The sequence below is a fragment of the Bacillus sp. NEAU-Y102 genome, from assembly GCF_054788175.1.
Window position 1 is genome coordinate 42537 of record NZ_JBTWFK010000008.1, and the last position, 16121, is coordinate 58657.

The window sequence follows — 16121 nt, forward strand, 5'->3', positions numbered from 1 at the left end:
AGTAAACTAGATTGATTAGTATTTATGATTCAGCTAAGTGTTTAATAAAATAAGTAATTGCCCAAATTAATGTCGCAAATTGAGTGACAAAATACATTGTCCATTCAAAGCCAGTCAGTTTTCTCTCTCGTTTAACCTTCTTTAAGTATCTGTAAAATATGAGTGTACTTAAAAACATAAGTAACAATGATAATTGCTGTAAATCATCGACTATACGTACCGCCATAGACTCCATCGCCCTCCTATTCAAAATAAAAGCTATACTTTAAGAGTATCATTAATTGGTAGTTTATTTCCATTTTAAACACTTATGTCATAAATAAAAAGAGCACTCAGCTATTGAGTGCTCTAAAAAATATTAATTAAACTCAGTTCCTTGTAATGGTTACATGTAATTCCCCTTACTTTTTATAACTCAGTTCTATTACTTGTGGTATATACTTACTATCATATTTTCTCGTATAGATTTCTCCATCTGGAGTAACTAATTGTAAAACAATCTCACCACAAACCCCATCTAGTATTTCAAATTCACCTTGTGCATTTGAAATACTGCGTTCCTTACTTTCTTCAATTGAATCTTCATATATTTTCACATTAGATATAGGTTCGTTATTTTGATCTACGATAATACCTCTTGAATACTTACCAACCGCGATGCATTGGTCATCTTTTTTATAATATTTAGTCACAACTATAGCTCCAATTATTATAGCGGCACACACAAACAAGAGAATTATTTGGCGCCTCACAACAAACCTCCTAATTCAAATTATTCTTTTCTAAACTGAAAATTCAAGTGTCTTGATTGGTTGATTTCCTCAATTACTTTACGAATACCTTCTTCAATCTTATCTTCTTTTACATTCGAAACATTTAACTTTAACAGTTTTTCTTTAGGAAAATTCCTCATATAATTCTTATCAATAGTATCGACACTTATTTGCATGTCACCTAATTTTTGTATAAGTGTTTCTGTAACTGTGTTTTTCTGCATTTCTAAACAAGTGTGTATTCCAAATGTGTTTTGTCTATTATATGTAAATAATGATTGATCTTCATTTTGCACTTTTTCTAATGTTTCTGCTAGTTTTATTGATCTATTGTAGTAGGAAGAATTAATTTTACTTTTATGACGTTCAAACATACCGCTCTTTATATAAATTTCTAAAGCCGCTTGAGAAATCATCGGACTATCAATATCTAGTATCTTTTTGTATGTATAGAAAGCATTTGCAATGGATGGTGGGATGACTGCAACTCCAACCCTTAAACCAGGAAAAATAATCTTCGAATAACTTTTCAAATATATGACATGACTACAATTATCCAAGCTATATAACGGATCTGCTTTTGAATCAGTTTCTAAATCTGCTAAATAATCATCTTCCACTATAAATACATTGTATTTCTTAGCCAATAGTGCGATTTTTTCTTTCTCATCTTTAGAATAAGAAGTTCCAAGCGGATGATGATATCTCGGTATCGTATAAAAGAATTTTATTTTTCCAGTTTGAAATATTTGCTCCAATTCATTCAAATCGATACCTTCATTCGTACGTTTAATACCGATTACAGGAACTTTATTTATTTCTAGATAATCAATATATAGATGATATGTTGGCTGTTCAATTAATACAGTTTCATTTCCATTCGGAAATGGTATAGAAGTTAATATAGCAAGCGCCTGCTGCACACCTGACGTTATAAAAATATTGTCTTCTTTCGTGAACACTTGATAATTTGCCAACTGTTTTTGAATGACTGGAATTAAAGATGGTAACCCTTTCGGTGTTCCGTATACGAACAAATCATTTTTATAAGTATCAATAGCCTTATTAATGCAATGCTGAAAATCTAAATATGGGAAAACATCTGGATCTGGTGCTGAAGAAGCGAAATCAATTATCTCGTTATTTTCTATGGTACTCCCAGATTTCTTAACAACGTAGTATCCACTTTGAGGGACAGAATATATAATGTGACGCTTTTCTAATTCATGAAGCGCACGTATAACTGTTGCCTTATTACATTCATATTGCGTAACGAGTGACCGTATAGACGGTAATTTCTTCCCTTCTTTTATTTCTCCATTTTGAATCATATTTTCTATGTCATTTAAAATATGTAAATACTTATACATATTACACCTCCTCCAGCAATTCTATATTTAATTACATCGGTTCTCTATTCATATAGCATTCATTCCTCAATTAGTTAATTTTCCGATCATCTATATCGTAAATCCCAATAGCATATGAATCATTTTCAATCCATTTCTTTACTGCTTCTGTTTTAAGTACCCCTTCAACTTCTTTTTCTATTTTCTGTCCAAGTTCTCTCGCCCCTACTTCATCATCGCTAAGCTTAGTTTTTATATCAATGGTAACAGGTTGATTCTTTTTATAATTTATTTGCTGAATACCAAACCCTTCATATCCATTTTTTCTGAATACGTCATCAAATATATGCCCAAAAACTTGATTCCATCTACTCTCTGCCTTTACAACTTCTCTATTTCTTTGAGTTATATTGATTTTATAAGACGTTACACCTTGTATCACCAATCTTTTATTAATATCATTTTTTATTTCGTTACTATCTTCGCTATCAGCAATCTCTAAATCTAATATTCTTTCTTTTTCATCTCTTATAGCAGCACTAAAAAAAGATTCCTCCTTTACCGCGGCTGTAGCAATATCCATCACTATAGACTCTTCACTTTTAGCATCTTCAATCTCATTCTCACAGGCACATAATAAAGTGAAACTTTAATCATTGGGGGTTTTGTTCATCCCCAATGATTATTAGTTGAACCAATCGGGCTTTTACGGGCAGTTGATCCCCCCACCTAACTTCTTTCGCTGAATTTTGAGGTGGGGATCTTACTGCCCGTTAATGCGGGATAAAACAAGTGGAAATAAAAATACAAGTAACTTCTTTCCCTTTCTCATGCAGCACCCCTCCATATATTTTCATTTACGATAAACTTTTTACTTTGACATATAAATACCTTCTTTAATTATTTAAATTTAACATTATTTCACATTTACCCCACTTAACAAGGGAATTACAATTAATAAATAGAATATCTCTATGAATAAATAAAAAGTGAGGGATATATAATGCAACGTGTAAATACGATTGATATTAGTAATGTACTACAATTGGAAAAAACTCTTTCGACTTTATTAAATAAAATGATTTCTTCAAAACTAGACCTTGAAAATTGGTTAAAAGAGCAGTCAAAAGTAATTTGGGACATCGAAGAACAATTAAGATCACATTACATCGCCTTTCAATGTAATACGGATGATGAAGAAATAAAGGATACTTTTGAACATGATCAACAATTTGTAAAGCCACTTTTAAAGCGGTACCAAAATTTATTGGATAATAAATATTTAGAGTCACCTTTTCGAATGGAATTAGATTCTAACGTATATGGTTTATTAGATACAAAAATAAAAAATGCTCAAAAGTTATTTTGTGAGGAAAATATCGAATTAGAAATACAGGAAGACAAATTAGTCACAGAGTACTTTGAAATTACTGGAGGATTAAGTGGAATTTGGGACGGAGAAGAAAAAACGATAACAGAATTACAATCCTATTTACAAGATTCGAATCGTGACACCCGTAAAAAGGCAAAAACCATTATTTCTGAACAATTTTTATCTGTTGAAAAAGAACTCCAAAACATATTAAATCAATTAATTGAAATTCGCCATCAAAAAGCAAAAAATATTCAACTAGAGAATTATCGCGATTATATGTTCAAAAAATACGAGCGTTTTGATTATTCAGCGAAAGATTGCTATGAACTAGCTGAATCCATACGTAAGTATGTTGTGCCTCTTAAAGATAAAATATTGCTAGAGAAAAAAGATAAACTGCAAGTTGATACGCTTCGCCCGTGGGATGTATCAGCTGTAACTCCAGATCAAAAAGTACTTAAACCTATTGCAAATGAAAATGATTTAATTGAAAAGAGCACTCATATCTTTAATAAACTAGATGTTGAATTTTCAGCACTTTTAAACCGAATGTATAAACACAATTGTCTTGATTTAACAAGCCGCAAAGGAAAAGCAGCTGGTGGCTTTTGTGAGTACTTACCAGCTTCACAATTATCTTATATTTTTATGAACTTAAATTATACACAAGATGATATTGTCACTTTTATACATGAAATGGGTCATAGTATTCATAACGAACTCATAAAACCATTAAAATTACGACAGTATATAGAAATTCCAGCTGAAACAGCTGAGCTAGCCAGTATGACAATGGAGTTATTCTCGCTTAATTATTGGGATACCTTCTATACAGACAAAAAAGATTTAAAACAAGCAAAAATTAACTTCTTTAAAGATGTTATTTCATATTTACCTATTATGCTTATTGTCGATCAATTTCAACACTGGCTGTATGAAAATCCAAGTCATACTTCTGAAGAAAGAAATGAAAAATACTTACAACTTCAAAAACATTATCAGTCTAGCGTCATACATATTGATGGCTACGAAAACTGGATAGCAACGAGTTGGCTACCTGTACTCCATATTTTTGAAGTACCATTTTATTATATTGAATATGCGATCGCCCAACTTGGTGCATTACAAATGTATAAACAATATAAAGAGGATCCTAAGCAAGCGCTAGAAAATTATAAAAAGGCATTATCACTAGGAAGCTCGCAATCTATAAAAGAAGTGTATGATGCAGCCGGTATTCGTTTTGATTTTTCTGGTGAAACAATTAAAGAACTAATGCTATTTGTAGAAAAAGAATTAGAATTACTTGAGCAATTATAAGAAGAAAGCTGCACCTATATTTTTGGTGTAGCTTTCTTCTTTATTTTATTAATCAGCTCTATGTACTGAGTATCTCCATATCCGATTGTTGGAAAAAGATAAAACAACTTTATTAATAATTCACGAGTTGATAAATCTTTATTTTTAGAGATGAATTTCATTACTGCATTATCTTCTGTTAACATTTCTAAAAATAAGTCTATAGCCTGATACATTACAGGTGGTACCTTATGAGAGGTCTTTTTATGGTTTACTAATACTTCATTGTATATAGAAGAATAATTCCCCAATTCAAGTTCAATTTGATTTACTTTAAATTCATCCTCTCTAAAGCTATTTAAGTATACCTTCCCTTCATAAGCAGACTGTTCAAGGTGAGAAAGTATGGTAAGTAGGTTCATTTGGCAAAACATATCTTCACCAAACCATAGAACAATACATTTATACTTTTTCGTAAAAAGGTTTTCTAACGGATCTATAACTTTTTTATATAACTTTCTACTGAACTGTTATGTCCTTTCGCTCTTGTTTTAATAAACTCTTCATTAAAAACTTGAGTAGTAGCCGAGTTCACACACATTGCCTCATTAAATGGTGCATAATCAGAATCACCCATTAGCTTTTCGTTTTTAAATTCTTCATACATAACTTGACCATTTAATATGTTAAGTACCTCTTTATCAAATAGCTCACTCTTCCTATTTCGTAACTGCTCAACCTCTATTTTTCTAGAAATATTCATATTAAACGCCCCTTCTTTATTTAAATTTAGTTTAACAAATGATTGAATAGGCATTTTGTTAAGTTGGTATTCTCTTGGATTCATTCCAAAAACATTTTTACATATTCGATTTAGCCGTTCCTATTTATAGTGCAATAGAATATTCATTTGCTGGAAATGGGAATATCGTTGACTATGAGTATTCTATTACAAAAGCACTATTTGAAGGCTACCAAGAGGAAAATGAGCTACCAAAAGAGATGAAAGACAAGTTTCCGTTATTTATTAAATTAAAGGAGATTTTTGAATATAGCTTAATGCATATGTATTGGGATAAAGATGAATTAACGGAGGAACAAGTACGGATTATGAACCTTTATAGGATGAAGATCGAAAATAAGAATACCTATATCAATATTTAAGAATACTGTTGTTTAACTACAAGGAAACTTTGGTTAAACAACAGCATTTATTAATTAGCTGACAACCTTTTTTATGACTTATAAATACTGATTCAATAATCTTTTCAAATACACTTCATTTTGCGGTGATACTTTTTCAGAAAATCTAGCTGCAATAATAATAGGAGCCCATTGAAAAACTTCATCTCTTGATATGCCGGTACGAATGCAATATATATGTAAATACATCTCAGCTAATTCTACCGAAGATTGTGAGTACAACAAGTATGTTCGAAATACATCTGCGCGAATATCACCTGAACTAGCATCTACCCAATCTATAACTTTCACTTTCTCTTCCTTACTCAAAATCAAATTAAATGGATGAAAATCTCCATGACATAGCCTAAAATCAAATGTAATAGATTCTAATTTTTGTAATATATCCTTCTTTTTGCGTTCATCCAATTTATGCACAGATTTAATTTGACGCTCTAACCTTTCCCTCATTAACTCCATTTCATCTGTATTCACATGTATAGCATGGATCTTTTTTTGCTCATTAACACAAAGGCCGATATAACGCTCTGCCTCATTTAAATTATTAAGCAGAAGATCACCAATGTTGTCCCCTTTTACATGTTCCATAATAATTGCCTGTCTATTTTGTATCTTTGTCACTTCAAATACGTTTGGAACTGGCAGCCCGCATGAATAAGCATATTTTTGTTTTTTTGCTTCATTCATAGACTCTGTATCTGGGAGGTAATCTTTAAATAATTTTACAACCTTATCAGTTAAATAAATTTCTGCAGTATTCCCTTTTGCAATTGGATTACCTAGATTCACTTCATTTCTCTCCTTAAAATAAGTTTGAATAATGCTTAATCCTTTTCTTTGCATTCACTCTAATCATAACGAAAACCTTCTTCACGAAGATATAAAAAACTTACCACTTTCTATCCTTAAATAGAAAGTGGTAAGTTTAGTTCTTTAGGAATATTGGAATGAAACTCTGGTGTATACACAATAGAAAATGAATATCCCTGCTCAATAAATGATACTTCATTATGTTTACATTCAAAGGGAACATTATTTTTCTTAAAGTTATTTTGGATGTGCTGTAAAAATGCTGAATCCGGTGTTCCGAAAGAAACATGAACTTTCGGTGGTAAAGCTTTCATTGCGATTGGAATCCAAGGTCTCTGCCACCAAGTCGCGACGATATATGCAGTGCCACCTATAACAAAGTTAAAAATATCCCCATCTTCCATCGTTTTCATATTTAGATTTGATTTTAACCATTCCGTAAAAACAGGTACACTTTTAACAGGAAGACCAATTTCCCTTACGTATAAAATGTTTAAAGGTGAGTGTGGTACTAATACATCTTCTTTAACATAACTATGCGCGATAATTTCGAGAAGATTTCCATCGCCATCTCTGAAATATAAGTTGAATCGGCCGCTCTCTTCATCAATTGTATGACCATCTTTCCATTTTACAATGAGTAATCCAGACTTTTCAAGCCATCTTGCAACTTCATGAAATTTTGAATATGGAATCTCAAAAGCAAAGTGCGCAGGTGCAATTGGTTCATATAATTCTTGAAAACTAATTGTAGTGTACGGTGTTACTTTAAATTGAATAAATGATTCTGTTTCTTTTTTTATTGGAAAAGATAATATGTCCCTATAAACTTGTTTTACCCCTTCTATGGAAACCGTTTGTAATTTTATATCTAATATATGTGTAATCACGTTACATTCCCCCTTGTTTCTTATTATCTATTCGTATTGTATTACACTTATAAATAGATAAAATCAAACGGAAGGATGGATTTTTCATGTAGAAACTACAACTTTAGTATGAATATGTTAGCTTCTTTTATTGCTAGTACACTAACGTTTCAAAACAAATATCCTCCATATTTCGTTTTTTAATTAACACTTTACTTATTTCTATTTTTTCAAATTTCCCCTGCATTGTTTCCATATAAAAAAGCTGCCTTTCCTTAAATGAAAAGCAACTTTTACGATAAAATACATTAAGGTTTTACAGCAATAATCATAAATCTTTTTGAATTAGTACGAATCCCTTTTTCAGAACTATACGTATCAATGAACTTTTGTAAAATAGTAAAATCCTCTTCCTGTTCTCCGAATCTAGGAATAATAGGGGTATGTTTTAATAAGAAAATGAGATCTTCAGACCTACTGTAATAATCAGTAACATCATATTCACGTACTTGCACGAGATCAAATCCTGCACTAATAAGTTCATTCATATACTTTTCTTTTAAAGTACCATCCCGTTCACCTAAGCATTGTCCTCTACCAAATGCTTCTTTCAGGTTTAATTTATCATTCTCACTTACTTGTTGTGTTAAGAAAAAGGCACCCTTTTTCATTACTTTTGCTAACTCAGATGCCAGAAACGGGGCATGACAACTTGAAGCAATATCAAAATGTGCATGTGGAAATGTTAAAGCTTCAGAACCCATTTGAAGAAACTCAACATTTTGTACACCTGATTTTTTCAAGTTAGAATGTGCCGTTTCAATCATGCCGTTAGAATTATCTATTCCAACTAACAATTTAGCCGAAGATGCTATATTAAGTACATTTTCTCCTCCGCCTGTACCAACATCAAGTAAAATATGTGATGGTTTACACCTTTCTTTTACCTCACTATAAAAGTCCCATGTATCTCCTACAGTTTCACATTTTATTTTACTAAAATCCCATCCATTTAATCTTCCTACTTTATCATAGAAGCTTTTATACTCTAATTCGTTCATCTTATTACTTCCCCTTTGTAAAAATAAATTAAATATGTATAATAACCTACGACACTCCTTAATTATATATTATAAAATACAAATTATTAAAACAACATTTCCCTTCACACTACAATAAGTTTACATAACATTTTTATGGTTTATCTTTATCTATATATTCTAAATGCCCTCTTCCCCAACTACACATACTATCCAAAACAGTACTGACTGTTTTTCCATGTTCAGTTAAGCTATATTCTACTTTAGGTGGTATTTCTTGATAAATTTCGCGTTTTATTAGTTGATCTTGCTCTAATTCACGTAATTGCTTCGCTAACGTCCCTTGAGATATATCTGGTATCAATCGCTTTAATTCACCAAAACGTTTCATTCCATCTGTTAGCAAAATAAACAAAATGAGTGGCTTCCATTTCCCACCGATTATTTGTAATGTTGCTATTACCCCTTTTAACTTCGGTTCTTGTAAATCCATTTTTCTCACCTCTCCTCAGATATCATAAAGTGAAACTTTAATCAGTGAGGGTTTTGTTCATCCCAAACTGATTATTAGTTGAACCAATCGGGCTTTTACGGGCAATTGATCTCTTACCTAACTTCCTTGCATTTTCCTAACTTTGAGGTGAGAGTTTTACTGCCCGTTAATGCGGGATAAACCATATTTAGCGATTTTTCCAATTACTTATCCGCATAAATAGCGATTAGTACGAAATTTACGACTATGTACATATAAAGTGCGTACTTTTCACTTGCTCCCTTTTAGCGAATAATAAAAGCATAGCACAGTTATATTCTAAATTTTTTATTAAAGGAGTGGCTAAAATATGTCTATTACTACATTAGAAAATAGTCGTATTGTTATCATTGGCGGGAGTTCTGGTATTGGATTGGCAACGGCAAAACAAGTAATTGAACAAGGAGCACATGTTATTATTGCAGGGCGTTCGGAAGAAAAATTAAAAGTTGCTAAAAAATTAATAAATAGCAATCATCTTCAAACTTATATATTGGATAATCAAAATAAAGAGCAATTACAAATTTTTTTCAAGACAGTTGGGAACTTTGATCATTTATTCACACCGGGAGCCTCTTACACACTTGGACCAATTACCTCTACAGAGGAAATTGCTGAAAGTAGCTTCATCGGAAAGTTTTGGCCTCAATATTATGCCGTAAAATATGCAATTCCTTTTCTTTCAAACTCTGGATCTATCGTGTTAATGTCCGGTGCATTTAGTCAAAGACCACTTAAAGGCGCACCTGCTTATGGAGCTTGCAATGGTGCTATTGAAAGTTTAGGGAAGGCTTTAGCTGTGGAATTAGCTCCTATTAGAGTTAATGTGGTTTCTCCTGGAACAATACAAAAAGAAAATGAACAAAATGAAAATAGACTAGTTGCTTACGAAGCTTATAAATCTCTTTCACTTGTACAACGAGCTGGATATAATGATGAAATTGCACATACTGTCCTATATTTAATGCAAAATAGTTTTACTACGGGTAATGTATTGTTTCCTGATGGAGGGTACACATATCATTAAATTATTTAAGACAAAAGCCCCTTATTACGGTGGCTTTTGTTGCTCATTTAAACATTGCTGAAATTTCCAAATAGATGATTACATTACTTTAGTACCAACTGGTTGGTTTTTAGATGATTCATTACAATCCGCTCATTTTGTACATTTGCAAATAAAATTGTGCTAGTAGTTGACGAATCGAATCTCGAAGTAATTTGTCTTGATATTTATGGATAAGTTTCCAAAGAAAAAAGGCATATAATTAATGCCTTTTTTCTTTATCATTATTTAACTGGATAACAAACTTCTGTAACCCACTTATTAGGATCCGATTCCATCGCTGGGCTCACATGATAAATATTAAACATCGGGCCTGCTAATTTGTAACCTTCTGTCTCAATCCATTTTGCCGCAGCCTCATTTACAGCTGTCATCTGTTCATAACTTCCATTAACTGTTATAGAAGCTACATTGGTTGATTTCATATTTTTAAATGTAACGTCTTTTGTATTTTCGTGCTTACCTAGAATACTTAGCTGTATTTCTATATCTACATCATTTTCTTTGTATTCACGATCATGGAAAACCGCAATACTATAACTCGGATGGGCAATACTAATATTTTTCATTTGAATTTCTTGCATTAATACACTCCATAAATCACCTTCGCAATTATACGATGGAATAATCTTTCTAACACTAGCTACAGTTCTTTCTGGAATTTCTTTTATTGAAACATGATAATTCATCTCAACAACATCCTCTCTCATCGTTTTCATTGAGTCTTCGAGGAGACGTAATTGTTTTTGGAGGTTATTCATGTCTTCTTTAATTTGAGCACTACGATTTAAAAATTGCTCTTTTATGCTATCTATATTATCGCATTCTATTATTTCTTTGATGGTAGCAATATTAAACCCCATAGCTTTTAATGTTTGAATTTGATTTACTTTTTTTAATTGGTCAGCTGAATAAAATCGATATCCACTCTGCTCATCGACTTTTACTGGTTGTAATAATTCCACTTTATCGTAGTGTCTCAACATACGTATACTAATGGAAGATAGTTTCGAAAAATCCCCTATTTTAAACATGATTTCCTCCTATAAGTTACATCTACTTTGAAGCTCAACTTCATCATAAACAATGACATTATGTGAGGGTCAACTATTTTTAACGATTTAAATAACAATTTAACATGTTATATTTATATAATTAAAAACCTATATTCCTGTTTTTATGACTACTGCAATTGATAACCATTAGTTATTTTTCTCAAGACATTCATAAACCGCCATCATATCTCGTTTATCCAACTCACGAATACGATTAAAAATTGGTATTTGCCCAACAGCTTCTGTTAATAAGCTCTCATCCACAACATCACTAACTTTTCCAGTTAACCACGTTTGTACATCCACGCCCTCGACAACTTCTTTTAACCCTTCGTCATTAATACCACTTGCATTACAAGTTACACATGGAATTGTTAGTTTAAAGACACCATCATGTAGATTATCTTCGGTTATCACTTTCTTACCTTTACAAAATGGACATGGATTACTTTTTTTAATTTTATTAATTTGGGTAACTATTTTTTTGTATCCAAACGCTTCGTATACATACGTAAGTTTTTTATATTTACCATTTGTGAAATACTTATCTATAATGTTTTCTCTCGTTTCATAAACATTAGGGAAATCACAAACAGTTACTTGATTATTAACACTAATGGATTCGATATTTCCTTTTATTTCACCCCAGAATGGTAAGACATTTTGTAACACCATTTCATAGTTTGAAAAGCTTGCTTGTTCTAATTCAAACATCTTCAGTGCGACTTGTGCTTTTCTTGGCAATAAAGAAACATCTTCTGTCAATACCATATCGCCACCAACAATAGACTTCAATTTAACAAGTGTCGGTAAATCACCAACTGTTTTCACTACTTCATTAATAGGCTGATTAATTATTTCACGAATATCTACGTTATCAAATTTAAGTGGTTTATGATGATTTAAAACCGTCCCCTCGCAAATTGGACATTTCATCATTTTTTTTGAACTTTTAATTTCTTCTTTAATAGGTGCTTTTGAAATAACAATATATCCACCAATAATTGTATTAAATCCTACCCATGTTCTGCGTGTCTTTCCTTTTTTATCATAAAATGATTTTTCAAAATACCCGTACCAAAACGTATGCTTTTCTTCTTCTGACATATCATTATAGCTCTTTGACAAATCGTGATCAAGCTCATTTTTTATTTCTTCGAATAGAAATTCTATTTTTTCATGCTGATAAAATTTTAATACCTTCATGATTTCTGGATCGAATAGCCCATCCCAAAATGGAACACTTTTATCTTGAATGGCAATATCTTTATCAAAAACTTCAATTTGAAGACGTCCAGAACAAGATGGACAATGATTGTCCTGTGAATAGAAATCAAAACTTCTCGTATCTTTATTAATTGGATGAGCAGCTACAATATGATTAATTAATCCACCAATCTCATATAAGAAACTATATTGACTATATAAATGTCTTTCAAGATCAATAGCAATAGCAGGTGCGATTGTATCAGATTCATATTCACCATAAATTAACCTAGCCATTGATGATAAACTTTTAAAAATACCGCCCTTATAAATATTTTCGGCATTTTTAAAATAGTTAATATGATTTTCTTCTAAATAGTGAACCCCTTTTTTCTGCTTAAGCATTGAAGAGATGTGTATTTTCTCTGTGCTATTCACATTACTTTTTTGACGATAGTAATCCTCATGATTGACAACATCCAAATGCTCTATAGATTCATTCTGCCTTTTTCCAAAATCAACTATATAATCAGAGCTTTCTAACATGTAACGATTATGCTCAATCATAATGATCGAAACTGATTCATCTTGCAGAATACCTCTAATACTATCGATAAATTGATTTAAAATATTTTGTGATAAACCTTTTGAAGGCTCATCAAAAATAAATAATGTATGTGGATTTCTAGTGTTTGCAAATAATTCCGAAACTAAATGAACACATTGAAACTCACCTGTCGATAATGTTTGTGTTTTTCTCTCTAATGTTAAATAGCCAAGCCCTAATTTAATTAGTAGGCTCAAACGTTTATAAGCGATATCTTCATTTGGAAGTTCATCAATAATATCCTCAATCGAGCGCTCAAAAATATCATCAATGTCTTCACTATACTTTGTCAGTTTCTTTTTAATATCTAGGAAAGTTGCTACAGTTGATCGACTTGTAATTGATTGATTTCGGTCTTGTCCTACCATAACTAATTTATCTTTTGGATATCGTTTCAAAAAATCTGTAGCTAGACATTCGTTGACAAGTGTAGATTTCCCACATCCTGATTCTCCTGTAACTGTTACAAGCCTGTTTTTAGGTATTTGAAACTCAGCCATTTGGATATTACGGCAATATAAATCATAGAATGTATAATATTCTGTTGGTATTTCTTTATTTCGATCCCACAGTATTGACTTTGGTCTTGGTGATTCTTCCACAATTTTCCCGCCATATTTTCCGCTACCAGGTCCAAAGAACAATTGCTCATCAGTTGTATCTAGTACTGTATCTGAATGATCAATAAGCCAAATTTGATTTTTACACCCTAATCGTTTAATCTCTTCTAAAATTTGTAATAAAGTTTCATGATCAAGTCCAACTGAAATCTCATCAATAATAATTACAGCATTTTCACTTACTGCCATGAATTCGGCCAAATAAAGTCGTGTTAACTCTCCACCTGATAACGTACCCATAATTCGATTTAATGTTAAATAACCAATGTTCATATTAATAATATTTTGCAGTATATGCTGTTTTTCTTCACTAATATTTAACTCTTTTGCTAGTGAAAGAATAGATTCAATACTTAAATCATTAATATTTGAGATTGAATGTGGCTTGTCCAACAAATCAATTTCATGTTGTTCAATTTCTTCACTATAACGTTTTCCCTTACATTTTTTACACTCAACATTTTTTGTAGTACCACGGCCTTTACAACCAGTACACCAGCCTAATTGATTATTAAATGAAAAGACCTCTGGAGAAAGATTAAATACCTCAGCAAGTTTTTCCCGAACCTCTGTAAAAACACCAGTATGAGTACCAATCGTTGAACGCGGATTAGACGAAATCGATGATTTTCCTAGAAAAAGTACTAAAGGTATTTCTTCCATCTTAATGGCACTAAAATTTGTTTCCATAATGTTAGGAAATAAATATTGATATTCAGCCTTTGGCAATAAAGAAACTAATCGTTTTTTTGATTCTTCACCAATTGTTTGGCAAAAAGTTGTTTTACCCGATCCAGATAAACCAGCAATTCCAAACGATTTATTAAACGGTATAGTTGCATCTAATTTATTTATGTTATTAGCAATTAATTGATTTACTTTCATATTAACCTCTATTCTTATTTATTCACAAAAGCATTTTTACAATATAATAATTACATAATGAATATCACCTATTATGCAATTATCCTCTCGCTTCATGAATCTTATCCTTGTATATTTCAAACCATTGTTGCCATTCATCTTTAGAAAATTCTTTCTCTTCTCCTTTTAAAACGTAAGAAAAAAGATTTAAACAAATATGCCAACCAGCTATATCTCTCGGTGTATGATCTGTTAATTCATGAATGTACTCTTTAAGAAGTAAAAGAGTACCATTTTCCTCTTTATGTATTTCAAATCGGACACGGTCTTTATCCCAAGTAAATTCAAGTACTGAGTTTAGTTGACATTCTAAAATATCAATGTTTATGAATGAACCGTCCATCATGTCGAACTTTATTATTCCACCAGTTTTAAGGCTTTCAATCTGTAAATTGGACATCCATTTTTTCAGCTTACTGTTTTCTGTTAATACAGACCAAACTTCCTCTACCGTATATGGAAATTCACGTTCAAATTTTACAATATATCCATCAGTTAGTTTCCCAATTTCAGCTATCATTTTGATTGCCTCCTTATACAGAATATATGTTCTCACTTCATTTTACACGAATATAAATATAAAATAAATATTTATGACAACGAAGTGTTAATTTAAAGTGAATGGTGCTGAGAAAAACTTAAATATTTTCTAAATCCAGTTATATAATATTAAAAATTAAATATAGATTTACGTACAAATAAAAAAGCCGCATTTGCGACTTATGAAATCATAGGATTAACTCCTGTTTTGTTGAATGATTAACGCTTAATCGCATCGACAATTAGCGATGGAAAACCAAGTTTATCGCCTTTATTTCTAGAATCATACCTTTTCGAACGGAAAATAACACCGTCGTTTGCATCCCATTTGTTGTAATAAAACCGACCATTTTCATCACAATATTCAAGTAAAACTACCTCGAATCCAGCAGTTTCAAACATTTCCGTTAATGTTATATAATTATGAACGATTTTATGACTTGCTGCTGGATGATCTTTCGGACCGGGTCCCCCTATTTGAACTATATTTTGATATGCCTCATCCTGAAAGAATGCATCAGGGACTCCGCACCGAATATGACCAGATGGTTTTAAAAATGCATAACAAATTTCAGCTGCTCTTACACCTTCTTCAAAAGTAAGGTGTTCCCATACATGCTCAGCTAAAATAGCTGAAATAGAGTTGTATTCAAATCTTTCTTTCCACGTAGCTTTATCTAGTAAGTTAAGTTCATCTTCTTGCGTTTGAATCCAACCCGGATTATTATTAAACACTCCAGCCCCGACAACTACTTTAATTTCGTCTTGTTTTATTGCCACCATGTTCACCTCTTAAACATTTTAATTCATTAATATATTCTATGTTTACTATTATCCTTCCTCCTTCAACAAA

General features: G+C 31.5%; 15 protein-coding genes and 1 pseudogene. 3 read left to right on the plus strand and 13 right to left on the minus strand.

Annotation, left to right across the window (positions count from 1 at the left end; translation table 11 throughout):
- Positions 1 to 22: 22 nt before the first annotated feature.
- The 4 genes from ACYFX0_RS20900 to ACYFX0_RS20915 all read right to left on the minus strand — a co-directional run bounded on the left by ACYFX0_RS20900 (position 23) and on the right by ACYFX0_RS20915 (position 2705).
- Positions 23 to 226 carry a hypothetical protein gene (locus ACYFX0_RS20900; protein ID WP_000290889.1) on the minus strand — a complete coding sequence of 68 codons (204 nt, stop codon included), beginning with the start codon at positions 224 to 226 and terminating at the stop codon, positions 23 to 25.
- A 175-nt stretch (positions 227 to 401) separates the two neighbouring features.
- A complete protein-coding gene (locus ACYFX0_RS20905; RefSeq protein WP_001254186.1) occupies positions 402 to 752 on the minus strand; it encodes a hypothetical protein in 351 nt (116 codons plus the stop codon).
- Between the two features lie 20 nt (positions 753 to 772).
- Positions 773 to 2143 carry an aminotransferase-like domain-containing protein gene (locus ACYFX0_RS20910; protein ID WP_000280114.1) on the minus strand — a complete coding sequence of 457 codons (1371 nt, stop codon included), beginning with the start codon at positions 2141 to 2143 and terminating at the stop codon, positions 773 to 775.
- Between the two features lie 70 nt (positions 2144 to 2213).
- Complete coding sequence (locus ACYFX0_RS20915; protein ID WP_074790134.1) at positions 2214 to 2705, minus strand: DUF4030 domain-containing protein; 492 nt, start codon at positions 2703 to 2705, stop codon at positions 2214 to 2216.
- A 420-nt stretch (positions 2706 to 3125) separates the two neighbouring features.
- Here ACYFX0_RS20915 and ACYFX0_RS20920 point away from each other — a divergent pair, with 420 nt between their 5' ends.
- Positions 3126 to 4817 carry a M3 family oligoendopeptidase gene (locus ACYFX0_RS20920; RefSeq protein WP_001190030.1) on the plus strand — a complete coding sequence of 564 codons (1692 nt, stop codon included), beginning with the start codon at positions 3126 to 3128 and terminating at the stop codon, positions 4815 to 4817.
- A gap of 14 nt (positions 4818 to 4831) precedes the next feature.
- On the opposite strand, the pseudogene ACYFX0_RS20925 reads toward ACYFX0_RS20920, so the two are convergent.
- Positions 4832 to 5643: pseudogene (locus ACYFX0_RS20925) on the minus strand (AraC family transcriptional regulator).
- On the opposite strand from ACYFX0_RS20925, the gene ACYFX0_RS20930 reads away from it, so the two are divergent.
- Positions 5634 to 5960, plus strand: a complete 327-nt coding sequence (locus ACYFX0_RS20930; protein WP_106082191.1) for an aminoglycoside phosphotransferase — start codon at positions 5634 to 5636, stop codon at positions 5958 to 5960. The pseudogene ACYFX0_RS20925 and the gene ACYFX0_RS20930 sit on opposite strands and share 10 nt — an antisense overlap.
- Positions 5961 to 6038: 78 nt before the next feature.
- On the opposite strand, the gene ACYFX0_RS20935 is transcribed toward ACYFX0_RS20930, so the two are convergent.
- The 4 genes from ACYFX0_RS20935 to ACYFX0_RS20950 form a co-directional block, all read right to left on the minus strand.
- Positions 6039 to 6788, minus strand: a complete 750-nt coding sequence (locus ACYFX0_RS20935; protein ID WP_106082190.1) for an aminoglycoside phosphotransferase family protein — start codon at positions 6786 to 6788, stop codon at positions 6039 to 6041.
- A 116-nt stretch (positions 6789 to 6904) separates the two neighbouring features.
- Complete coding sequence (locus ACYFX0_RS20940) at positions 6905 to 7699, minus strand: VOC family protein (RefSeq protein WP_000627905.1); 795 nt, start codon at positions 7697 to 7699, stop codon at positions 6905 to 6907.
- Between the two features lie 287 nt (positions 7700 to 7986).
- Positions 7987 to 8739 (minus strand): class I SAM-dependent methyltransferase, encoded by a 753-nt coding sequence (locus tag ACYFX0_RS20945; RefSeq protein WP_247727942.1) that lies wholly within the window; start codon positions 8737 to 8739, stop codon positions 7987 to 7989.
- A 133-nt stretch (positions 8740 to 8872) separates the two neighbouring features.
- A complete protein-coding gene (locus tag ACYFX0_RS20950) occupies positions 8873 to 9211 on the minus strand; it encodes a winged helix-turn-helix transcriptional regulator (protein WP_000365520.1) in 339 nt (112 codons plus the stop codon).
- Positions 9212 to 9560: 349 nt separating this feature from the next.
- Here ACYFX0_RS20950 and ACYFX0_RS20955 point away from each other — a divergent pair, with 349 nt between their 5' ends.
- Positions 9561 to 10277 carry an SDR family oxidoreductase gene (locus tag ACYFX0_RS20955; RefSeq protein WP_000029094.1) on the plus strand — a complete coding sequence of 239 codons (717 nt, stop codon included), beginning with the start codon at positions 9561 to 9563 and terminating at the stop codon, positions 10275 to 10277.
- Positions 10278 to 10540: 263 nt separating this feature from the next.
- Here the strand turns inward: ACYFX0_RS20955 and ACYFX0_RS20960 are convergent, their stop codons facing one another.
- The 4 genes from ACYFX0_RS20960 to ACYFX0_RS20975 all read right to left on the minus strand — a co-directional run bounded on the left by ACYFX0_RS20960 (position 10541) and on the right by ACYFX0_RS20975 (position 16051).
- Positions 10541 to 11350, minus strand: a complete 810-nt coding sequence (locus tag ACYFX0_RS20960; protein WP_074790125.1) for a MerR family transcriptional regulator — start codon at positions 11348 to 11350, stop codon at positions 10541 to 10543.
- Positions 11351 to 11518: 168 nt separating this feature from the next.
- A complete protein-coding gene (locus ACYFX0_RS20965; protein ID WP_106082189.1) occupies positions 11519 to 14689 on the minus strand; it encodes an ATP-binding cassette domain-containing protein in 3171 nt (1056 codons plus the stop codon).
- A gap of 79 nt (positions 14690 to 14768) precedes the next feature.
- The gene (locus tag ACYFX0_RS20970) at positions 14769 to 15248 is read right to left on the minus strand and encodes an SRPBCC family protein (RefSeq protein WP_000559842.1); all 480 of its coding nucleotides are present in this window, start codon (positions 15246 to 15248) and stop codon (positions 14769 to 14771) included.
- Positions 15249 to 15487: 239 nt separating this feature from the next.
- Positions 15488 to 16051, minus strand: coding sequence for a class I SAM-dependent methyltransferase (locus ACYFX0_RS20975; protein WP_133964183.1), 564 nt, complete (start codon positions 16049 to 16051; stop codon positions 15488 to 15490).
- Positions 16052 to 16121 lie beyond the last annotated feature (70 nt).

Coding starts and splice junctions, on each gene's coding strand:
- ACYFX0_RS20900 (WP_000290889.1), bottom strand. CDS start 226: ATGGCGGTACGTATAGTCGATGATTTACAGCAATTATCATTGTTACTT.
- ACYFX0_RS20910 (WP_000280114.1), bottom strand. CDS start 2,143: ATGTATAAGTATTTACATATTTTAAATGACATAGAAAATATGATTCAA.
- ACYFX0_RS20915 (WP_074790134.1), bottom strand. CDS start 2,705: ATGGATATTGCTACAGCCGCGGTAAAGGAGGAATCTTTTTTTAGTGCT.
- ACYFX0_RS20920 (WP_001190030.1), top strand. CDS start 3,126: ATGCAACGTGTAAATACGATTGATATTAGTAATGTACTACAATTGGAA.
- ACYFX0_RS20945 (WP_247727942.1), bottom strand. CDS start 8,739: ATGAACGAATTAGAGTATAAAAGCTTCTATGATAAAGTAGGAAGATTA.
- ACYFX0_RS20950 (WP_000365520.1), bottom strand. CDS start 9,211: ATGGATTTACAAGAACCGAAGTTAAAAGGGGTAATAGCAACATTACAA.
- ACYFX0_RS20955 (WP_000029094.1), top strand. CDS start 9,561: ATGTCTATTACTACATTAGAAAATAGTCGTATTGTTATCATTGGCGGG.
- ACYFX0_RS20960 (WP_074790125.1), bottom strand. CDS start 11,350: ATGTTTAAAATAGGGGATTTTTCGAAACTATCTTCCATTAGTATACGT.
- ACYFX0_RS20965 (WP_106082189.1), bottom strand. CDS start 14,689: ATGAAAGTAAATCAATTAATTGCTAATAACATAAATAAATTAGATGCA.
- ACYFX0_RS20970 (WP_000559842.1), bottom strand. CDS start 15,248: ATGATAGCTGAAATTGGGAAACTAACTGATGGATATATTGTAAAATTT.
- ACYFX0_RS20975 (WP_133964183.1), bottom strand. CDS start 16,051: ATGGTGGCAATAAAACAAGACGAAATTAAAGTAGTTGTCGGGGCTGGA.